Raw genomic sequence first — 19,139 nt, 5'->3', positions numbered from 1 at the left:
ATTACTTTCTCCGTTTGACCAGCAGCGACGCCAGTGTCGGCACCACGCTCTTTAGCGCGGGGTGCGGTTTGCGAACTTGCCCGATGTCGACCACGTTATCGCCCAATTTACGATAGAGCGCATCGCTGCGCTGTGCCACGAAGGGTAGATCGAGCAGGGTTTTGCCCAGATGATAGCGAACCAGGGTATCGCGCCCGATATCCTTGGCCTGCCAGGGAATGGCAGTACGATCGACGTAATGAATGGCCTGCACGCTGGGCAGGCTTGCTGCCAATACGGCAATTGCCCGGTGTATCTTTTCCCGATAGGCCGCGACAGCATTGCCACCATCGCTCGCCGTCGCACCGGTCGTCTCAGCCGGCGCCCCCATCAGCCAGCAGACCACGACATCCGGGACAAAAGCCTCGACCTGAGCCCGCTGCGCATCGTTCAGCGTCAGCACATCGGCCTGCAGTAAACCGACATCTCCAGCAGCCAGACGCGCCCGCGTCGTCGCCAGACACGCCTCCAGATTGTCGAGCGCCAATACCGTCAAGCCGCGATTGACCAGAGCTTGCGTGGCAAAACCCACGCCGCAGCCCACTTCAAGTACTCGCTGCCCCGGCACCAGCGAAGCCATCCATTCATAATCGCCACGCCGCACATAGGCCTGCCCTTCATGCTCCCAATAAGCGATGAAGTCGGCCACAGTTACGCCGCTCATGCAGCGTCGTCTTTCTTGGCATAGATGGCCGGCAAGTTACGCCAGGCACCACCGGCATCCATGCCGTAGCCGAAGACAAAACGATCCGGCACGGTCAAACCGACAAAGTCTGCCGACAAGGGTTTTTCCTTGCCATTCAGTTTGTCGGCAAAAACTGCCGTCAGCACCTCGACGGCACCCAGACGCTTCAGGCTTTCTTCAACCGCAGCCAGCGTGATGCCTTCATCGAGAATGTCGTCGACCACCAGCACCGTGCGTCCCTTCACCGGCGTCCACGGCGCTACCCGCCAGGAAATCTTGCCACCCTGGGTATCCGGGCCGTAGCGCGTGGCATGCAGGTAATCGAAATCCAGCGGAAAATTCAGCTTGGCAAGCAGTTGACCGCAAAAAACCACACCACCGGTCATCACGCACAAGACCAGCGGATAACGATCCGCCAGACGTGCACAGATTTCGTCGGCAACCCGCGTCAACGCAGCCTGAACCGTGGCTTCGGAATGAATCAGTTCGGCATCGGCCAACATGGCCCGCATTTGCTGTGTATCCATCACTGCCCCAAACTTTTCAGATAAGCATCGAACTCCGGGCCGACTTCCGGATGGCGCTGGCCGAAAACCACCGTTGCTTTCAAGTACCCCATCTTTGAACCGCAATCGTAACGCACACCATCGTAACGATAGGCCAGCACCTGCTCTTCGCTGAGCAGCGAGGCGATACCATCCGTCAGCTGAATTTCACCACCGGAACCAGGCTTGACGTTTTCCAGGTGATGGAAAATACGCGGTGTCAGGATATAGCGCCCGACCACGGCCAATGTAGACGGTGCATCTTCCGGCTTCGGTTTCTCAACGATGGCATTGATCTGCTCCAGACGATCTGCCACCGGCCGGGCATCGACGATGCCGTAACTTTTGGTATCGGCACGTGGTACGTCCTGCACGCCGAGAACCGAACAGCGATAGTAATCGTAGGTATCCGTCATCTGCTTGATGACCGGGACCTTGCCATCGAGCAGATCATCGGCCAGCAGTACGGCAAAAGGCTCATCACCAACGACGGGTTTGGCACACAGCACGGCATGGCCGAGACCAAGCGCTTCCTGCTGGCGGATATAGATGCAATTGATATTTTTCGGAATCATGTTGCGCACGAATTCCAGCATTTCATCCTTGCCGCGTGCCGCCAGTTCGGACTCCAGTTCGTAAGCCTTGTCAAAATGATCCTCGATGGCCCGTTTCGAGCGTCCCGTAACGAAGATCATGTCGGTGATCCCCGCTGCCACCGCCTCCTCGACGGCATACTGGATCAGCGGCTTGTCGACGATCGGCAGCATTTCCTTCGGGCTGGCCTTGGTTGCCGGCAGGAAACGGGTCCCCATGCCGGCAACCGGAAAGACGGCTTTTCTGACTTTTTTCATTGGTTTTCTCCCTGATTCAACAATGCCAGCAAGCCGGCCTCATCAAGCACGCTGACGTTCAATTCGCGCGCCTTGTCCAGCTTGGAGCCGGCTTCCTCGCCGGCAACGACATGATCGGTTTTCTTTGATACCGAACCTGAAACCTTGCCGCCGGCCGCTTCGATCATTGCCTTGGCGTCATCGCGTTTCAGGGTCGGCAGCGTGCCGGTCAGCACGAAGGTCTTGCCGGCCAGCGGCGAAACCCGGGTGCCTGCCGGCGTTTGCGGCAAGGCCGCCAGCAGTTCTCCACGGCGCTTCGCCACCGCTGCCAGCAGGCCGCGTTTTCCCGGCAACTGCAACCAGGCAAACAGAGCATCGATGACCTCGCCGGGCATGCCGGCACCCGACAGCGTCGCCGCATCGACCGAGCCATCGGCCAGCACGGCGCCGTCGGCAACGGCCGCCAGCTGGCGGGCGCGCACCGGCGTCAGGCGGGCGACGCCGAGCGCCGCATAGAGCTCGCTCCAAGCCAGACGTTCGGCCAGCCCGGGGTGCGGTGGATGTTCGTCCACCGGCGCGACACCGGCAGCGAACAGCGCATCGACAGCGTCGAGATTGCGCTGTTCGGCAAAGAAATCGGCAATCGCCGCCGCCACCGTTGCGCCGATATCCGGCAACACTGCCAGCAGCGGCTCTGGCGCACAGCGGATGCGCTCCATGCTGCCAAGCCAGTCGGCCAGCGTCTTTGCCGTCGTTTCGCCGACATGGCGAATGCCCAGTGCGAACAGTAGACGGGCAAGCTTCGGTGTCTTGCTCGCTGCGATGCCGGCGAGCAGGTTCTCCGCCCAGCGCGTTGTCACCTGCCCGGCCTTGACGGTCTCCGGCACGGTGCCGTCGCGTTCGTCGGCGCGTCGTTTCATTTCGAGCAGGTCGTCCAGCGTCAGCCGGTAAAGGTCGGCGACACCATGCACGTATTCGAACTCGACCAAACGCTCGATGTAGCGGTCGCCCAGGCCATCGATATCCATCATCCGGCGCCCGGCGAAATGCAGGATCGCCTGGGTGCGCTGGGCGCGGCACGAGAAACCGCCGGAACAACGGGTTGCCGCCTCGCCCTCCTCGCGCACCGTATGCGCGCCGCAGACCGGGCAGGCGTCGGGCATGACGAAGGGCCGCGCATCGACGGGCCGGCGTTCGGCGACGACACCGACCACCTCGGGGATGACATCGCCAGCGCGGCGGACAATCACCGTATCGCCGATGCACAGCCCGCCCTTGCGCGCGACCTCGTCGGCGTTGTGCAAGGTGGCATTGGTCACCGTGACACCGCCGACGAACACCGGCTTCAGCCGCGCCACCGGCGTCAGCGCGCCGGTGCGGCCGACCTGAATGTCGATCGCTTCGACCACGGTCAACGCTTCCTGCGGCGGATATTTGTGCGCCACCGCCCAGCGCGGCTCGCGCGAGCGGAAACCGAGGCGCTGTTGCAGATCCAGTGAATTGACCTTGTACACCACGCCGTCAATGTCGAACGGCAGGCTGTCACGCAGTGCCGCGATGCGCTGGTGGAAGCCGGCCAGCGCATCGCCGCCGAGCACCACCGTGCGATGCTCGCAGACCGGCAGACCGAAGGCGGCCAGCGCGTCGAGCATGCCGGCGTGGGTTTTGGGTTGATTCCAGCTATCGACCGCACCAATGCCGTAGGCGAAGAATTTCAGCGGCCGGCTGGCGGCGATCGCCGAATCCAGCTGGCGGATGCTGCCAGCCGCAGCATTGCGTGGATTGACCAGCGTCTTGTCGCCGCGTGCAGCGGCAGCAGCATTGTATTTTTCCAGGTCGTCGCGGCGCATGTAGACCTCGCCGCGCACTTCCAGCAGCGCTGGGATTTCCCCCATGGCGCCGCTCAGACGCAGCGGAATCTGGCGCAGCGTGCGCAGGTTCTGCGTGACGTCCTCGCCGGTGGCCCCGTCGCCACGCGTCGCACCGCGCACCAGCACGCCGTGCTCGTAGCGCAGGTTGATCGCCAGGCCATCGAACTTCAGTTCGGCGGCGTATTCGATTGGCGGCGCGCCCTCGCCCAGCTCCAGTTCGCGGCGAACGCGCGCGTCGAAATTGAGCGCACCGCTCGATCCGGTATCGGTCTCTGTCTGGATCGACAGCATCGCCACGTCGTGCACCACCGGTGCGAACTGCGCCAGCGGCTTGCCGCCAACGCGCTGCGTCGGCGAATCTGCGGTCAACAGCTCGGGATGCGCATTTTCCAGCGCCTGCAGTTCGCGGAACAGGACGTCGTATTCGGCGTCCGGAATGCTCGGTGCATCATCGACGTAATACGCCTGGTTATGGCGTTCGATCTCGGCGCGCAGCCAGGCTGCGCGTTCGCTTGCAGCGCCGGACATCAGGAGAACAGGCGCAAGGCTTGCGGCGACCCGGCCGGCAATCCAAAAGTCTGCATCGTTGCTTGCGGTTTGCCGATGAATTCGCGCCGGATATGCTCAAGTTGCGATTCGCGCAAGGGTTGCCGATTGTCGTCAACCAGCGTGCCTTGCAAGGTTTCGCCGAAGCGTTTGGCCAACTCGGTCATTTGCTGGAAGACGCGTTCACCGTGATCGACCCGTGGCACATCAAGCAGAAAAGTCAGGCCATGGGTACTCAGGTTGCGCAGATTATCCGCCGTGAAGGCTGCATTTTCGTAATTTTGCAAGCTGAACTGCGGCCGTCCATCGTCGTCGTAACGGGTGAACAAACCATCCATGCCAAGAACCAACCCGGCCGCTTCGGCCAGGGCGCGAATCTTGGTACCGGGAAATGGCGTCCCCCGGCTGACCAGATTCAGGCCGATTTCGAGGTCGACCGCAGCACAGAATGCATCAATCTCGGCTGCCTGATCCAGCACCCGTGACGGCGGCATGTCGGCCACGGCCATCAACTCGTCGGCCAACGCCTGCATGGCGCCGCTGAATATCGTCAGATCGCTGCCCGACACTGGCCCCAGACGATTGACCAGTTGCAGGCCAATGCGCAGACGACGCACCGGCAACTCACTGTCCAGATGCAGTCGCTCCCACTCGCGCTTGCGTTCGTTGAAGGCCACCCAGTGCACCGGCTTGCTCATTTTGTGCAGCGCTTCGCGTTGCGATTGCAGTATCTGGCGTGCCGGTACAGGCTCGATCAACTCCATGGCGACAATGAATTCGAGCCGGGGATCAAGCAACTCGGCGGGAACAGCGGCAATCGGTGCACTGGCAGGCGCCTCAATCGATTCTTCCGGCGAAGCATATGTGGCGACCGGGGCTTGCGGCGGCACGATCACTTGTGGTTTTGGCTGGACAAACGGTTCGACGACAGGCGAGCTTTCCGGGAGGAGAGGCTCCTGCACATGCGACGGGGCGAGGAAAACAGGTTCTGGTTCAACCATGGGTGCAGGGGCGCTGTACTCGGCACCCACCACCGGTTCGGTCCGGACAAAAACCGGTTCGATCCGTTCGCCCGGTGCATCGCTGTAAGCAAATGCCGTCTCGCCAGTATCCGGCACAACAACCGGCGCTGACTTCGCCGAGACATTGAGCAACACATCGTCGTGATGCGGGGCGAGCACCGCCTCTGCCACCTTGCGATGCCGATACTCCTGCCACTTGTTGTAGCCCAAAACGCCCGCCAGCGTAGCAACGCCCAGGCCGATCAATCCATATTGAAGTTCAGTCACGCATCCCTCATCTTCAAAGCTTCTTCGATATCCACTTCCACCACGCGCGAAACACCGGATTCCTGCATGGTGACGCCGACCAACTGTTCGGCCATTTCCATCGCAATTTTATTATGGGAAATAAATAAGAACTGAGTATTTCCGGACATCTTTTTCACCATACCGCAGAAACGTTCGGTATTGGTGTCGTCCAGCGGTGCATCGACCTCGTCCAGCAAGCAAAAAGGCGCCGGGTTCAACTGGAACATCGAGAACACCAATGCAATCGCCGTCAGCGCCTTTTCACCGCCGGACAGCAGGTGAATGGTCGAGTTCTTCTTGCCCGGCGGCTGGGCGATGACCTGCACGCCGGCATCGAGGATTTCCTCACCGGTCATCACCAGCTCGGCCCGGCCACCGCCGAACAATTCCGGGAAAAGTTGGCCGAAATGGCCGTTGACCGTATCAAACGTTGATTTCAACAACTCGCGCGTTTCCCGATCGATACGCCGGATGGCATTTTCCAGCGTTTCCATCGCTTCGTTCAGATCGGCTGCCTGCATATCGAGGTAGCCCTTGCGCTCGGTCGCCGTTTCCAGTTCCTGCAATGCCGCAAGATTGACTGCACCAAGTTCGGCGATGGCATTGCCGAGGCGGGTGATTTCGCCTTGCAGTGAAGGCGGTCTGGCATTGCCTAACTCGGGTAATAGTGCGGCCTCGTCAGCGCCAGCTTCCAGCAATTGCTGGGCGAACTGTTCCGTACTGAGCGCCGCTGCCTGCTCCTTCAATTTCAGTTCGCCAATGCGCACGCGCAAGGGCTCCAGGCCCTGTTCGATGCGCAAGCGCTGCTCCTCGAAACCGCGTAGTGCATGGGTCGCCGTTTCCAGTGCGTCACGTTTGGCCGCCAGCGCCTTTTCGGCGGACTGCCGGGCATCGAGCGCCAACTGTAATTGCTCTTCCATGATATCGGCCGGCGCCGCTTCGGCCTGCTCGGCGCACGCCGCCCGGTCGCGTTCGATGCGCGTCAGTTCGCGCTGCGCCAGCGCCTGCTGGGCGAAGATGTCCTGCAGTTTGCTGGTCGCCTCGCGCGCCGAGAACTGCGCTTCGCGCAAAGCCCGGTCAAAATCGGCATTCTTTTCGCGCTCGGCGCGCACCGCCCGCTCGCACTCGTCGAGCCGTGACTGAGCGCCGGAAACCAGTACGCGAATGCGGCTCAGCCCATCGCGGATTTCCTCGATGCGCTCATCGGCGGCCATCTCGCGTTCGCGCTCGCTTTCCTCTTCCTCGGCCAGTTCGGCCAACTGCTCGGCAATGCGTTCCTTCTGCTCGTTGTAGCGGGTGATGGCCTGCGACAATTTCAGCACATCGAGTTGCACGGTATGCACACGCTGCTGACGGTCATTAACGTACTGGCGGGTTTCGTCGAGTTCTTCCTGCTTGTCGGCAAATTGCTCGTCGAACATCGCCGCTTGCTCACGCAGGCTATCGCCGCGTTCCTCAGCCAATGCAATACCGTCGGCCAAGGCTTCGATTTCACGCTGGCGTTCAAGCAACCCATGCTCGCCCTGATCCGGCGCAAAAAAAGTCAGGCTGCTGCGCGTCAGCAAGTCGCCACCACGCGTCACAATCAGGCCGCCATCCGGCAAGCCATCGCGCAGCAACAAGGCGTCGGCCAGCGTTTCGGCAGTCCGCACCCCACCCAGCCAATCGACCAACACCATGCGGATCGTCGAATCATCGCTGCGCACACGGCTGGCCAAACGGCTATGATCGATTTCTGCGGTCAACGCGCCGTCGACCGCAAAATCACCCGCACCATTACCCGAAAATTCACCCAGCATCACCGACAAACGGGCTTCCGGCCGGTCATGCAACCACGCATCGAGTTTTGCCGGATCGGCACAGGCGATGGCTGAAATCCGCTCACGCAATACCGCTTCGACCGCCTCTTCCCAACCGGCTTCGACATGGATTTTCTGCCACATCGGCGGCGCGTTTTCCAGATCGTGGCGGCGCAACCATTCCGGCAGCTTGCCGGTCGCCTGTGTTTTCGCCTGCATCTGTTCAAGCGCTGCGCGCCGGGCCTGGCCGGCCGCCAGTTCGCGCTCCAACCGCTGCAACTCACCCTGCACCGCCTTGCGTTTGGCATCGAGTTGCGGGATTTCTGCCTGCAATTGCTGCAGATGCTCCTGATCACCAGCCAGTTCCTCGCGCAGCAGTTCGAGCTCTTCTTCCTTCTCGGCCAGCGACATCTCATCGGGCGCCTCGCCAAAGGTTTCGTCGCGCAGCCGCTCACGCCGCTGAATAATCGCCTGCAAGGCACGCTGGGCGTGCGCCTTGTGCGTCAGCTCAACTTCCAGTTTCTGCTCGCCATTGGTCGTGCGCGTCTTCAAACGCTGCAGTTCTTCCAAGGCCTGCGCATGATCTTCCTCGACCTGCGGTGCAATATCCATTTGTTGATGCAGGCGCTCTTCGGCTTCCTCGACACGCAGTCGGGTGATTTCCTGCAATTCTTCCCATTTCTCACGGTCGACCGCAAGTTTTTCGGCATTTTGCGTCCAGTGGGCAAGTTCGTCCTCCAGTTGCACCAATCGTGCCTCCAACTGGCTGCGCGATTCGCGCCGATGGCGGATTTCCGCTTCGAGCCGGGCGACTTCGGCATTGGCCGCGTACATCTCGCTCTGCGCGTTGTGCAGCGCGTCACCGGCGGCAAAATGCGCCTCGCGCGTTTCCTCGGCCCGCAATTCGGTTTCGCGCAAAGCAGCGCTCTGCGCTTCCAACTCGGTTGTCGCCCGCTCGACTTCCAGCGCCAGGCGCTGGCGCTCGGCCTCGGCTTCGCGCTTCTTCAACAGCCACAGCAACTGCTGGCGCTGCACCAGTTGTTCGTTCAATGCGTGATAGCGCCGCGCCACCTCGGCCTGCGACTCCAGTCGCTCCATCTGGTGGCCGAGTTCCTGGCGGATGTCCTCGACCCGCAGCAGGTTTTCCCGGGTGTCTTCGAGCCGCCCCTGCGTTTCCTTGCGCCGTTCCTTGTAACGGGTGACGCCGGCCGCTTCTTCGAGGAAGACGCGCAGGTCGTCCGGGCGCGCCTCGATGATGCGCGCGATCATGCCCTGGCCGATGATCGCGTAAGCGCGCGGCCCCAGCCCGGTGCCGAGGAACAGGTCGGTAATGTCCTTGCGCCGGACCTTCAGGTTGTTGATGAAATAATCCGACTGGCCCTGCCGCGTCAGCGTCCGCTTGACCGATAGCTCGGTGTACTGCGACCACTGACCAAGCGCCCGGCCGAGCAGGTTCTCGAAGATCAGTTCGACCGAGGCGCGCGACACCGGCTTGCGGTTGCTCGAGCCATTGAAGATGACGTCCATCATCGACTCGCCGCGCAATTCGGACGCCTTCGACTCGCCCAGCACCCAGCGCACGGCGTCCATGATGTTGGACTTGCCGCAACCGTTCGGCCCGACGACGCCGACCAGTTGCCCGGGCAGGGAAACGGAGGTCGGATCGACGAAAGACTTGAAGCCGGCGAGTTTGAGTTTGGTCAGGCGCATGCGCGGTCAGGGAAACTGCGATTACCACAAGAATCGAGGCAAAGAGGGGCCGAATAATAGCATCGTCCCCTCTTTACTAATTTCCAGACCGCTCAACAGGTGCCTAACTGCCCTCGTAAGCACTCCGGAATTGAACTACCGCCCCCTTGGGAAGGCGTGTGCCCGGTGCTGGTTGAATCCTGTAGGCACAACCATATCCTGGAAAATCTTCATCCACAGGACCATGAACCATAACCTCCTTGGCCGGAAAACCCGCCTTTTTGAGCGTTTTATCGTATTCATAGTCACAATCGGATGCCGGTTGTGGCACAGCAAGCTGATCTCCACCAGACGCAGGCACAGGTGCCTTAGCCAGGACTTCGCACTTCGGAATCGGCAAATCGCGTCCTATCGTAATAGCCGTGGGGCGAATCTGGGCAAATGCCAGACGCGCCACATCCTTGTACTTGGCCGGCTGACAATTGAATTGCGCATCGACAACCCAATCCTCGCCTTCACCTTTCTCCATGGCTTCACGCCATTTCTCGCCAGCAGCAATCACAGCATCCCCGACCAAAGGCACTTCGATCATGATTTCCAGAAAATCCATTGCTCGCGGGCCTTGCCAATACTGATAAACCGAAGGATCGAATGCGTTACCGCAACCGGACAGGCAATCAGCGAGAAATGAGGTCTCTCCTGCGGTCCACGCCTCGAATTTGGCAAAATCGATCTGGCTGGTCAGTAATTTTTCAGCACCTTGTTCTGCAATAAATCCGCTGACATCCGAATCACACCCGGCAGAAATTGGAATGCGCAAAGCCGAAACCAGCTTGTTTTTGTCACCGCCCAAAATTGCCGTCAATTCGCACTGTTCCAACGGGTAAGTCCGCACATTGCCATCAGCCGAAACATTGCGTGCCGGCCCGGTCAGGCTCTCCAGATATTGCAGGCTGGCACCGATCATTTCCGGCTTGACGACCTGCTGGAACAAGCTTTCCTTGGGCGTATGCGACTCAGAACAAGCGGCAAGAAAAGTGGCTGCCCCAATAAAAACAATGATTTTTTTCATCTCTGATCTCTTTAAGTTGATTGACATGCTTCGAAAATCCGGAAAGCATGTCGACCGATGCTACCCAGCACCGCGGACAGGTGCTGTCACAGACACAAAAGATCTGATCGAAAAAAATGAAAAAGAGCGAAGACACCACCTGTCATTCTGGCGTGCTATTTTTCCGTCCAAATATCCATCCATGACATCGGCAGCCAATGACACAAACCAATAATCATGACTTGCTTGCCTGGCGACTCGCCTGCATCCTGCAAAAACTGAATCAGGGCGAACGCCTGAACCCGAATGCGCTGGCCGAAGAATTTGGCGTTCACAAACGCACCATCCAACGCGACTTGCTGGGGCGTTTCTCCTTTCTTCCCCTGGAAAAAGTCGATGGACTATTCGCCCTCAACCCCGCCTACCTCGGCCGCATCACCATTCGCGACATCGAACGCTTTGCCGGCCTGGCCGGGCTGAACGGGCTGTTTCCCGGCCTGGACACGCAGTTCATCCGGGAATTATTTGACAGCCGCTTGCAAGACACACTGGACATCCACGGTGGCAATTACGAAGACCTGCAACAGAGGATTGGCGATTTTCGCACCCTTCAGAGCGCCATCGGGCAACGGCGTCTGGTGCGCTTCTCCTACCGCAAAGCGGATGGTGACAAATGGGTGGAAGTTGCACCTTATCGCCTGATCAACCATGCGGGCATCTGGTATCTCGCCGCCGCCGACCGTGGGCAGCCCAAGGCCTACGCCTTCGGCAAAATCAGCGCCCTCACCTGCCTGGACACAAGCTACACAAGCGACCCGAATATTGAGTCGATGCTCGATGAAGAAGACAGCATCTGGCTCAACGAAAAGAAAACCGAAGTCGTTCTCACCGTCGCCCCCGCCGCCGCCATCTATTTCCGCCGCCGCAAGCTGGTTGCCCAGCAAGTCATCGAGAAGGAACTTGAAAACGGCGGCCTGATCGTTTCCGGCAAATTCGCCCACCCCGCCCAGATCCTGCCCATCGTCCGTTACTGGATTCCGCATGTACGCATCGTCAGCCCGGAAGATTGGCAGGGTGAGATGGAGCGGCAATTGCAGGCTTACCAGAACACCTGAAACAAGGAGCAAATATGCCCATTAAGCCCCAAGCAATGCAGTACCAATGCCGCCAATGCGGCTGGAAAATAACCTATGCACCGCTCTCGGATGCCTTGCTCATGGAGCCCCCAGATACCTGCGATCACTGCGGTAGTGAAGAACTCAACCGACAACCTGCAGGTGTTATTGACAACCTCCTGAAATCGATCTCCACCATCGTGAAAAGAAAGTGAGTACAGGCATGGAAAAATTTCGTTGCCCACTACCTACTGACACATCCTGTCACTCGCTGCTTCGATGATTACGACATTGCAGCCTTCCGGAAAAACCAATGTCAGTTGTCGACGACCTCAACACCTTGTTTCGGGACCTTGGAAATGAATTGTCATCTCTCGGCCAAGCTCTTCATGTCATTACCGAAGAAACCCTAGCGGAGATCAGGAATGATCTTGTGAGCGACATCAGAGATTCCACCAGTGAGTTGGCTGGCATGGGTATTTGTCATCCGCTACTGGGCAAGCGCCAAGATTCCGTCAAGCCATCCAGGCGGAGTGGATCGCCGGTCATCCCGATTGAAGGGAGCATCCTTTACACCGATCTGGTCGGTGAGTATGCCCAGCACTCTGGCGTATACATCGGCCATGGTCGGATCGTCGATCTCAACAGGCATGGCGAAATCCAGATTGTTTCTCCCCGTGAATTTATGAGCGGCGGAACCGGAACCGAGATCCATGTCTCCTGTATCGGAAGCCGAGCCATCGGCTCTCGGGAGGTAGCCGAGCGTGCATATCGGAAGGTTGGGCAACGAATGGATTACCACATGCTGCTCAACAACTGCCATCAGTTCGCCTCCGGCTGCCTGAGCGGAAATTATGAAAATGGCGACAATTTTTTGTGGATGCTCAAAGCATCCACGGTAAAGCACCTCGGTGCCGACAATTGGCATATTTGTCGCATTGATTAAGTTTAATAAATCAACTCAGGAGAAACATTCAGTGTTCAAACAGCAAAAAATCATTCTGGAATACGTCCCCAACCTGCAACGCATCCTGAAGAAGTATCAATGGAAATCCACTCCGGAAAACTGGCTGGAAGTTGCACAAGAGAAGTCACGTAATTTCTCAGTAATCCTGCCCTTTGTCGGCGCCTTCAGCGCTGGTAAATCCACCTTGCTGAATGCGTTGATCGAGACCCATCTGTTTCCGACCAATATCGATCCGGAAACTGCCTATCCGGCTGAGCTCAGCTATGGCACGAACGAAACGATCTCAGGCCACTTGCCAGGCGGCAAGGTAATCCCACTGAGCAGGGAAGACCTACAGCACAACCTTCCTGCGATGCTACCGAAGGGAAGTCATGTCACTGTTTCCCTTACCAATCCCTTGTTGGACAAGCTTCCGCATCTACGTTTGGTCGACATGCCGGGCTGGGATTCCGGCATCGAAGCACATGCCGCTGCAATCGATGGCTACGCGGCGCGCAGTCTCGCGTACTGCGTAGTCGTCAGTGCCGAGGAAGGTAACCTCCGGGAGAGCCTGCGTCGTGCTTTGCGTGAACTAGCGGTCAGCGATATGCCAATCCTCGCGGTGATTTCCAAGGCCGACAAGAAAACGCCGGAAGATGTCGATGCTGTCGTTGAGCAAGTTCGGCAGGAAATCACTGATACGATGGGACGGCCACCGCTGTCCATAGTTAAGGTTTCGGCCCGCAAAAAACAGTTCAGCGAACTGATTGCTGCTCTCGAACAACTGGAACAGCAGGCCGAACAAATCTTTTCCCGCAACGTTTCGCAATCGATACTCACCAAGCTCGGTAGCTTTAATGCCCACCTGGATACCCTCATCAACAGCGATGATCTTGACAGCGAGAAAGTTCAGGCGCAATGCGAGCGTCTACATGCTGACATGGCAAGTTTCGAGGTTCGCCTGAATGACGAAACCCAGCAATTGGAAACCCGCGTTCAACCGGTGCTTGGCCGCATCGTGGATCGAATTGGTAATGCTCTGCGCGAGGATATTGAATCGCTGACCAGCGATGCCATGAATGGTGGCGATTTGAGCGGTAACCTTGGCAGTACGGTACGACTGGCAGCACAAACCGGTATTACCAGCGAATTCACACCAGAAATCGAGCGCTATCTGAACCGCGTCGTAGAAGGCCTGCCTGACAATTTCTCGCCTGAAATCAACTGCTCGTTTGACTATCGTGCGGAGTCAAAGGGGGAAAAGCAACCTTTGATAATAACTCCTATCTTGACCATGCTGCAACCACTGCTGAAATTGGACCCCAGGCTCAAAATAATCTCGACCGTAGTTCTGGGGATCGTTGGCCTGCTGGAAAGCCTCTTCAATAACGCAAAGCAGAAGGAGGTCGACGAGGTGCGGCAACGCGAATCGGTGCGACAAAAGATTGCTGGTACGGTCATCCCCGACACGCTCCGCCAGGTCCAAGCAACATTGTTGCCAATGCTGGAAGAACACATCCAATCTGCCAAACAAAAGATTGCCGATACCGTACGAGTACAGCAGGCCTCACATGAAGCGGCCCTGCGCGAACTGCAGGCCAAACTGGCCGAAGGCAGGGCTGTATTTGAAGCCGCACGCACTCAATACCAGGCTGATCGAGTTGTCGTGAGCCGCTGCATCGTTGATCTGGAGAAAGCACGATGAAGCTGAATCCAGCAGAGCTTGTTGAACGCTACGCCTTGTTGTGCCGGAGTACACAGGCAGGCTCGACGGAGGATTCCCATTCCTTGCGTCTCTCCCCCCATCTGTCAGCCCTGAATAAACTGGTTCGGCACGATCTACGCGCCTTGGGTCGGCAGGGTAGTCCGGACGACTTCGCTGATATCTGCTTCGAACTGGAGCAAGAGCTTGAACGCTTCCAGGAGTTCTGCGCCTTTCCTGACTTGGCGCAGAAATTTGTGGTGGCCTTTGGCGGAGGGTTCAGCGCGGGCAAGTCCAGCCTGATCAATGCCCTGCTTGGCAAACGCCTGCTGGTCACGGAAGTCGATCCGACGACCTCATTACCTACCTATCTGCTGCGGGGCGACGAAGATGCGATTCATGCACAGAACCTCTTCGGACAGCACATCAGGCTGGCCGACGAGGAATTCCTCAGCCTGACGCATGACGAATTCGTGCGCTACGGCAGCAACGTCAGCCGGCTCTTGCGTTCCGCCATCATTAGCCGCAGTGATTTTCCATGGAAGAACCTGACGTTAATCGACACACCCGGCTACACCAAGCATGAAGATAAACGGCACGGAGAACGCACTGACGAACATATTGCCCGCACCCAGTTAAATAGCGCCCAAGCCATCGTCTGGGTGATAGACGCACGCCAGGGATGCATTACCGAAGACGACATCAAGTTCTTGACTACGTTGCGGCCGGAGATTCCCCGTTTGTTTGCACTGAGCCGGGCGGATCAGAAACCGGCTGAGGATATAGTCGGCATTGTCGCCGGTATCCGCGCAACGCTGGAAAAGCGCAACCTGCCGTTTGTCGACGTCGTGGCTGTTTCAGCCCGCAGAAAGGAATGGTCGTCCACACCCATTCTTGAACAACTCAGCCGCTGGAATGGTGCTGGGCGAGAATTGCGTTTTGCCCACAACTTCAAGCATCAGTTCACCCGTTACACCCGACATCTGGACGATGAGCGCCGACAAGCACAACAACACCTGAATCGCTTGAATCGGATTCTCGCCTTAGCCGACGAGGCAGCCGTCCAACAAGATGCGCAAGAATTGAAACTGCGGGCAGAAGGGCTGATGAAACTCAGCGAGCGACTGCATGGCGAGATTGTCTCACTTCGTCACAGATTCTTTAGTGAACTGAAGGCAATCGGCGATCACGTTGGCATTCCGCTACCCGAGCCATCCGAACTTGATTTACTCCCCGATCAGAACTTCGATTTACTGCAAGCCTTGCGTCGCCAGCGCGAAGCCGAAGGAAAAGTGCCCCCGGATGAGCCTGCGTCGCTGGGAGATTTAGCACAACCGGGCGATACCCCCAAGTTATCGGCTTTCTTAAGTGGAGAAACAGATATTGCCTTGGAGAGGCATTTTGCTGCTGGTCTCGATATTCATTGCCGAGAAGTCTATGCGCGAACTCTCGTAGCTGTCGCCTGTTACGGAAAGTCGGGACTGACCGAGCCGCAAACCGATCTGCTCTTGAAGATGCTAGAAAGCCTCGGGCTGAACGATATCCGGACAAATCTGCTTGCTCAAGTCCGTGAAATGGGAGTGGAAGATATTCAGGAGTGTACACGCATCGTGAAAGAAAACCACTTAGGCGCTGTTCTGCTCTTCGACAGCTTAATGTTATCCCGCCTGGGTGGATGTCTTGCAAGTGAAAATCTTCAATTAAGCAGTGAGCTTGGCAATGTCTTTGGCCTGCCAAACGAGACACTAGCAGGAATCTCAACTCTGGCAGGCTTTGTTCTCGGATTGCGCACCTCTTCAAATTTCACTTCAGGGGAAGTGCTTAAACTTGCTCATTGGCATCCGCTTTTTTTTCGGAAAGTCAAAAGAAAAGACACGAAGAGTGGGGTTGTTACAGGATACTTTAAGCAGAAAGAAGATATTGATATTCGCTTACCCGATCTAAGCGTAAAAGATGCAATATTGATTTGTGAAGGGACGATTTTTCTCCTCCCAGACGGAGTCTTTGATATGGAGAATTCATTAATATGTTCGCAAAGCTCTGTTTATTTGGGTCGAAACAAAACAAATATCAGCAGATCAAGTATTATTGCTAACCGATGCAAGGGTGTTTCACTGAATGGTTATCTAACCATTGGAAAATACGCGAACATTTCCAAATCGGTATTTGAGAACTGGTCCAATATTTCTTATCATTCACACGATGAAGGTTTTGCAAAAATAATTGACTCGAGTTTCAATTATTTAGGCAAAATAGAATTTGATTGCAGCAAAATCAGTAGCATATTAATTCGCAACTGTGATTTCACATTGGAGGGCTCGGAACCGATGTTACAAATGGGAGTTGACAACAGTATTTACACTCCGCCCAAATGCAAGGTAGTCATTGAAGACTGTACATTCAATTATATTGGCAAAAATGCGAGCGATTTGATCGCAATACAATTGAAAGAGACAAGCATAGAAGCAAAAGGCTTCTCCGATAAAATAGAGGTCATTGTCTCGAATACAAACGTTCGGCGCGAAAAAACAAAAGAATGGTCAATGCTTGACACTCTCCGACAATTTGACCCAAATCATGGATATGAACCCTATGCATTAAAATGGAAAGAAATTAATTTTTTAATTTCCAAAGATGACAGTCATGGATTAAAAAAATGCTGTTAATTAACTCTAGCTGTTTATTTCCGACTCCTTCAGAAAAATAAAACACTAAATATGCCAATAGTATAAAAAACTCATTGCTAACTCCACATTCGTCTGCTTCAACTGAAAAATTGAAAAATCTACGAGGCTTTTCTCCAGGCCTTTTGGAAATGGATAAGTAATGTTCGATATCAAAATAACTACTGAATTGGTGCAATTAAAAAATAATCTGGGAGCGTATAGTGAGCGCTTCCCCGAGCACATCAACAACATTGACGATTTGGAAAAGGATTTCCTCTCGGAACTCCAGCGAATTGAAGCTGACGAACAACACCTCAGTATCGGCATCATGGGGCAGGTCAAGGCAGGAAAGAGCAGCTTCCTCAACGCATTGCTTTTTGACGGCAAGCCGATCCTGCCCGAAGCTGCCACACCCAAGACCGCCAATCTGACTCGCATTTCCTACGGCGAGCATCCGCACTTAGTGGTGCATTACTACAGCCCTGAGGAATGGGCGGAGTTCACTCGTGAAGCGGAGAGCGAAAGCGACGGGGTTCGCGCCCGGATTGCTCGGGGTATTCTGGAAATGGTGAGGCTGCACGGCGTCGACGCGGCCGAAACTATCGAGCGACGGCAGGAGGCATTCTCAGCAGCCAGCCTGGATGAATTAATGGGCAGGCTTAACGACTATGTGGGCGAAAATGGGCGCTACACGGCGCTGGTCAAGTTTACCGAAATCCTGTTGCCGCTACCGGAGCTAGATGGTTTCGAGATCATTGACACGCCGGGCATGAACGACCCGGTGCCCAGCCGCACCCAGAAGACACGCGATTACATGGCCAAGTGCGATGTGGTGTTCTTTCTTTCGCGCTGCAGTCAATTTCTCGATCAATCGGACATGGACCTGCTGGCACAGCAACTCCCCGCCAAAGGTGTCAAACGCATGGTGCTGGTGGCCGGGCAACTGGACGGTGTTATCGCTGATGACGGATTCGATCGCGCCTCACTTGCCGAAACGGAAGGAAATGTGCGTGCCCGCCTTGTCCGTCGTGCTGAAAGCGAAATCGAAAGGCTATCCATTGCGCGTGAAAAGCTGGGCGATCCCGATGTGGCCAAGTTGTTACGCGGCCTGAAGACCCCCATTCTTTCCAGCACCTATGCGCACGGCTACGCGCATTGGGAAGAAAGTCGCTGGGGCAAAGGGATGCGCCACATGCATCAACAGTTGGCGGAATTGGCCGAGCAATCTTGGGACGGCTACCGGTTCACATTGGAAGATTGGGCTCGCTTGGGCAATTTCGGCGCACTCAAGGTTGCCTATGAACAGGCGCGCCTGGACAAACTACCGCTGATGCAGGCACGGCGCGATGACCTGTTGCCGCGAATGCAGGCAAATTTGTCCAAGGTGTTAGGCGAACTGATGACGGCCGCCGAGCATCGGCTTGCTCAGCTGAAATTCGGAGACATCCGGGCCATCGAAGCTGGTGCCATAGCCTGCGAGGCCCAAATGACAGGAATCGCCAACCGTCTGGGTAGCACAATCAACGTCGCCATCGAACAGGCCCAAAAAACTGCGGCTGAAATCAAGATGGAGCTGCGCAGAGAGGTAGATGCAGCGGCAAGCGTGCGGACCCAGAGCGGGACAAAGAAGGAAACCGAGAAGTACACGATCAGTACTTCCAAGTGGTACAACCCTTTCACCTGGGGCGATACGGAAACCATCGAGGAAACCACGTATGTCACATACGAATACATAGCCACTGCCGATGCGGTGGAGCGCCTGGTCAATTACGGCAACGAAAGCGCCGCCAACCTGTCGCGTGCCTTCAACAACATCATCAGCATGAGTACCTTGCGCGCCGACCTGAAGCATGCGCTGATCGAAGAATTGAACACGGGTAGCCAGGAATTCGATCCTGCCGAGTTCCGTAATACCTTGGAGAGCGCGCTCAACTCATTGAAGCTCCCAGAACTCAAGCTGGACATCGGGGATTGCGGTCAACTCATTAGTGGCAAGTTTTCTGGCAAGGTGCGCAGCGAGAGGAAGATGGAGGAATTGCGCCGAACTCTGCGTGAATCGTTGGCGCTGGTGTTCGACAAGTTGCTGACTGGTTTCGATGCCGCACTGAAAAAGCTCTGCGGGGAATTTGATCGTACCCGCGACAGCCTAGCCCAAAAGCTCACTGCCAGCCTGCAAGGCGAATTGGATCAACTCAGGAAGGATTTCGCCAACAAGGAGGCAGAGATCAAGCAGTACGAGGAGTTGATCAAAATATGCCAGGCAGCGGGGGCGAAAAAGGGGGCTACAACGTAATGCCCATTGCTTTTTTTGCTGCATCAGATTGTAGCCTTCCGGGGTGAGAGAT

13 protein-coding genes are annotated in these 19,139 nt (G+C 56.6%); 6 read left to right on the top strand and 7 right to left on the bottom strand.

Annotation, left to right across the window (positions count from 1 at the left end; all coding sequences use genetic code 11):
- Position 1 precedes the first annotated feature (1 nt).
- From RCI20_RS04475 to RCI20_RS04445, 7 genes are all read right to left on the bottom strand, one after another.
- Entirely contained in the window at positions 2–703 is a 702-nt protein-coding gene (locus tag RCI20_RS04475; RefSeq protein ID WP_306603365.1) for a bifunctional 2-polyprenyl-6-hydroxyphenol methylase/3-demethylubiquinol 3-O-methyltransferase UbiG, read from the bottom strand.
- Positions 700–1,251: a hypoxanthine-guanine phosphoribosyltransferase gene (locus RCI20_RS04470; RefSeq protein ID WP_306603364.1), complete on the bottom strand. Its 552-nt coding sequence runs from the start codon at positions 1,249–1,251 to the stop codon at positions 700–702. Before RCI20_RS04470 ends, RCI20_RS04475 begins: the two co-directional genes overlap by 4 nt.
- Positions 1,251–2,120: a UTP--glucose-1-phosphate uridylyltransferase GalU gene (galU, locus tag RCI20_RS04465; RefSeq protein ID WP_306603363.1), complete on the bottom strand. Its 870-nt coding sequence runs from the start codon at positions 2,118–2,120 to the stop codon at positions 1,251–1,253. The genes RCI20_RS04470 and galU overlap by 1 nt, the downstream gene beginning before the upstream one ends.
- On the bottom strand, positions 2,117–4,498 hold the full coding sequence (ligA, locus tag RCI20_RS04460) for an NAD-dependent DNA ligase LigA (protein ID WP_306603362.1): 2,382 nt from the start codon (positions 4,496–4,498) through the stop codon (positions 2,117–2,119). Before ligA ends, galU begins: the two co-directional genes overlap by 4 nt.
- Positions 4,498–5,805 carry a cell division protein ZipA C-terminal FtsZ-binding domain-containing protein gene (locus RCI20_RS04455; protein WP_306603361.1) on the bottom strand — a complete coding sequence of 436 codons (1,308 nt, stop codon included), beginning with the start codon at positions 5,803–5,805 and terminating at the stop codon, positions 4,498–4,500. Before RCI20_RS04455 ends, ligA begins: the two co-directional genes overlap by 1 nt.
- On the bottom strand, positions 5,802–9,335 hold the full coding sequence (smc, locus tag RCI20_RS04450) for a chromosome segregation protein SMC (RefSeq protein WP_306603360.1): 3,534 nt from the start codon (positions 9,333–9,335) through the stop codon (positions 5,802–5,804). The genes RCI20_RS04455 and smc overlap by 4 nt, the downstream gene beginning before the upstream one ends.
- A gap of 103 nt (positions 9,336–9,438) precedes the next feature.
- Positions 9,439–10,386 carry a membrane lipoprotein lipid attachment site-containing protein gene (locus RCI20_RS04445; protein ID WP_306603359.1) on the bottom strand — a complete coding sequence of 316 codons (948 nt, stop codon included), beginning with the start codon at positions 10,384–10,386 and terminating at the stop codon, positions 9,439–9,441.
- A gap of 197 nt (positions 10,387–10,583) precedes the next feature.
- On the opposite strand from RCI20_RS04445, the gene RCI20_RS04440 reads away from it, so the two are divergent.
- From RCI20_RS04440 to RCI20_RS04415, 6 genes are all read left to right on the top strand, one after another.
- Complete coding sequence (locus RCI20_RS04440) at positions 10,584–11,480, top strand: YafY family protein (RefSeq protein WP_306603358.1); 897 nt, start codon at positions 10,584–10,586, stop codon at positions 11,478–11,480.
- A 14-nt stretch (positions 11,481–11,494) separates the two neighbouring features.
- Positions 11,495–11,695, top strand: a complete 201-nt coding sequence (locus tag RCI20_RS04435) for a hypothetical protein (RefSeq protein WP_306603357.1) — start codon at positions 11,495–11,497, stop codon at positions 11,693–11,695.
- 98 nt (positions 11,696–11,793) lie between these two features.
- On the top strand, positions 11,794–12,426 hold the full coding sequence (locus RCI20_RS04430) for a lecithin retinol acyltransferase family protein (RefSeq protein ID WP_306603356.1): 633 nt from the start codon (positions 11,794–11,796) through the stop codon (positions 12,424–12,426).
- A 31-nt stretch (positions 12,427–12,457) separates the two neighbouring features.
- Positions 12,458–14,131, top strand: a complete 1,674-nt coding sequence (locus RCI20_RS04425) for a dynamin family protein (RefSeq protein WP_306603355.1) — start codon at positions 12,458–12,460, stop codon at positions 14,129–14,131.
- Positions 14,128–16,794, top strand: a complete 2,667-nt coding sequence (locus RCI20_RS04420) for a dynamin family protein (RefSeq protein WP_306603354.1) — start codon at positions 14,128–14,130, stop codon at positions 16,792–16,794. Before RCI20_RS04425 ends, RCI20_RS04420 begins: the two co-directional genes overlap by 4 nt.
- A gap of 160 nt (positions 16,795–16,954) precedes the next feature.
- Positions 16,955–19,087: a dynamin family protein gene (locus RCI20_RS04415; protein ID WP_306603353.1), complete on the top strand. Its 2,133-nt coding sequence runs from the start codon at positions 16,955–16,957 to the stop codon at positions 19,085–19,087.
- Positions 19,088–19,139 lie beyond the last annotated feature (52 nt).

Origin of the sequence: Azonexus sp. (assembly GCF_030824335.1) — a bacterium.
Classification (GTDB): Bacteria; Pseudomonadota; Gammaproteobacteria; order Burkholderiales; family Rhodocyclaceae; genus Azonexus.
This window is presented reverse-complemented; position numbering and strand designations above follow the sequence as displayed.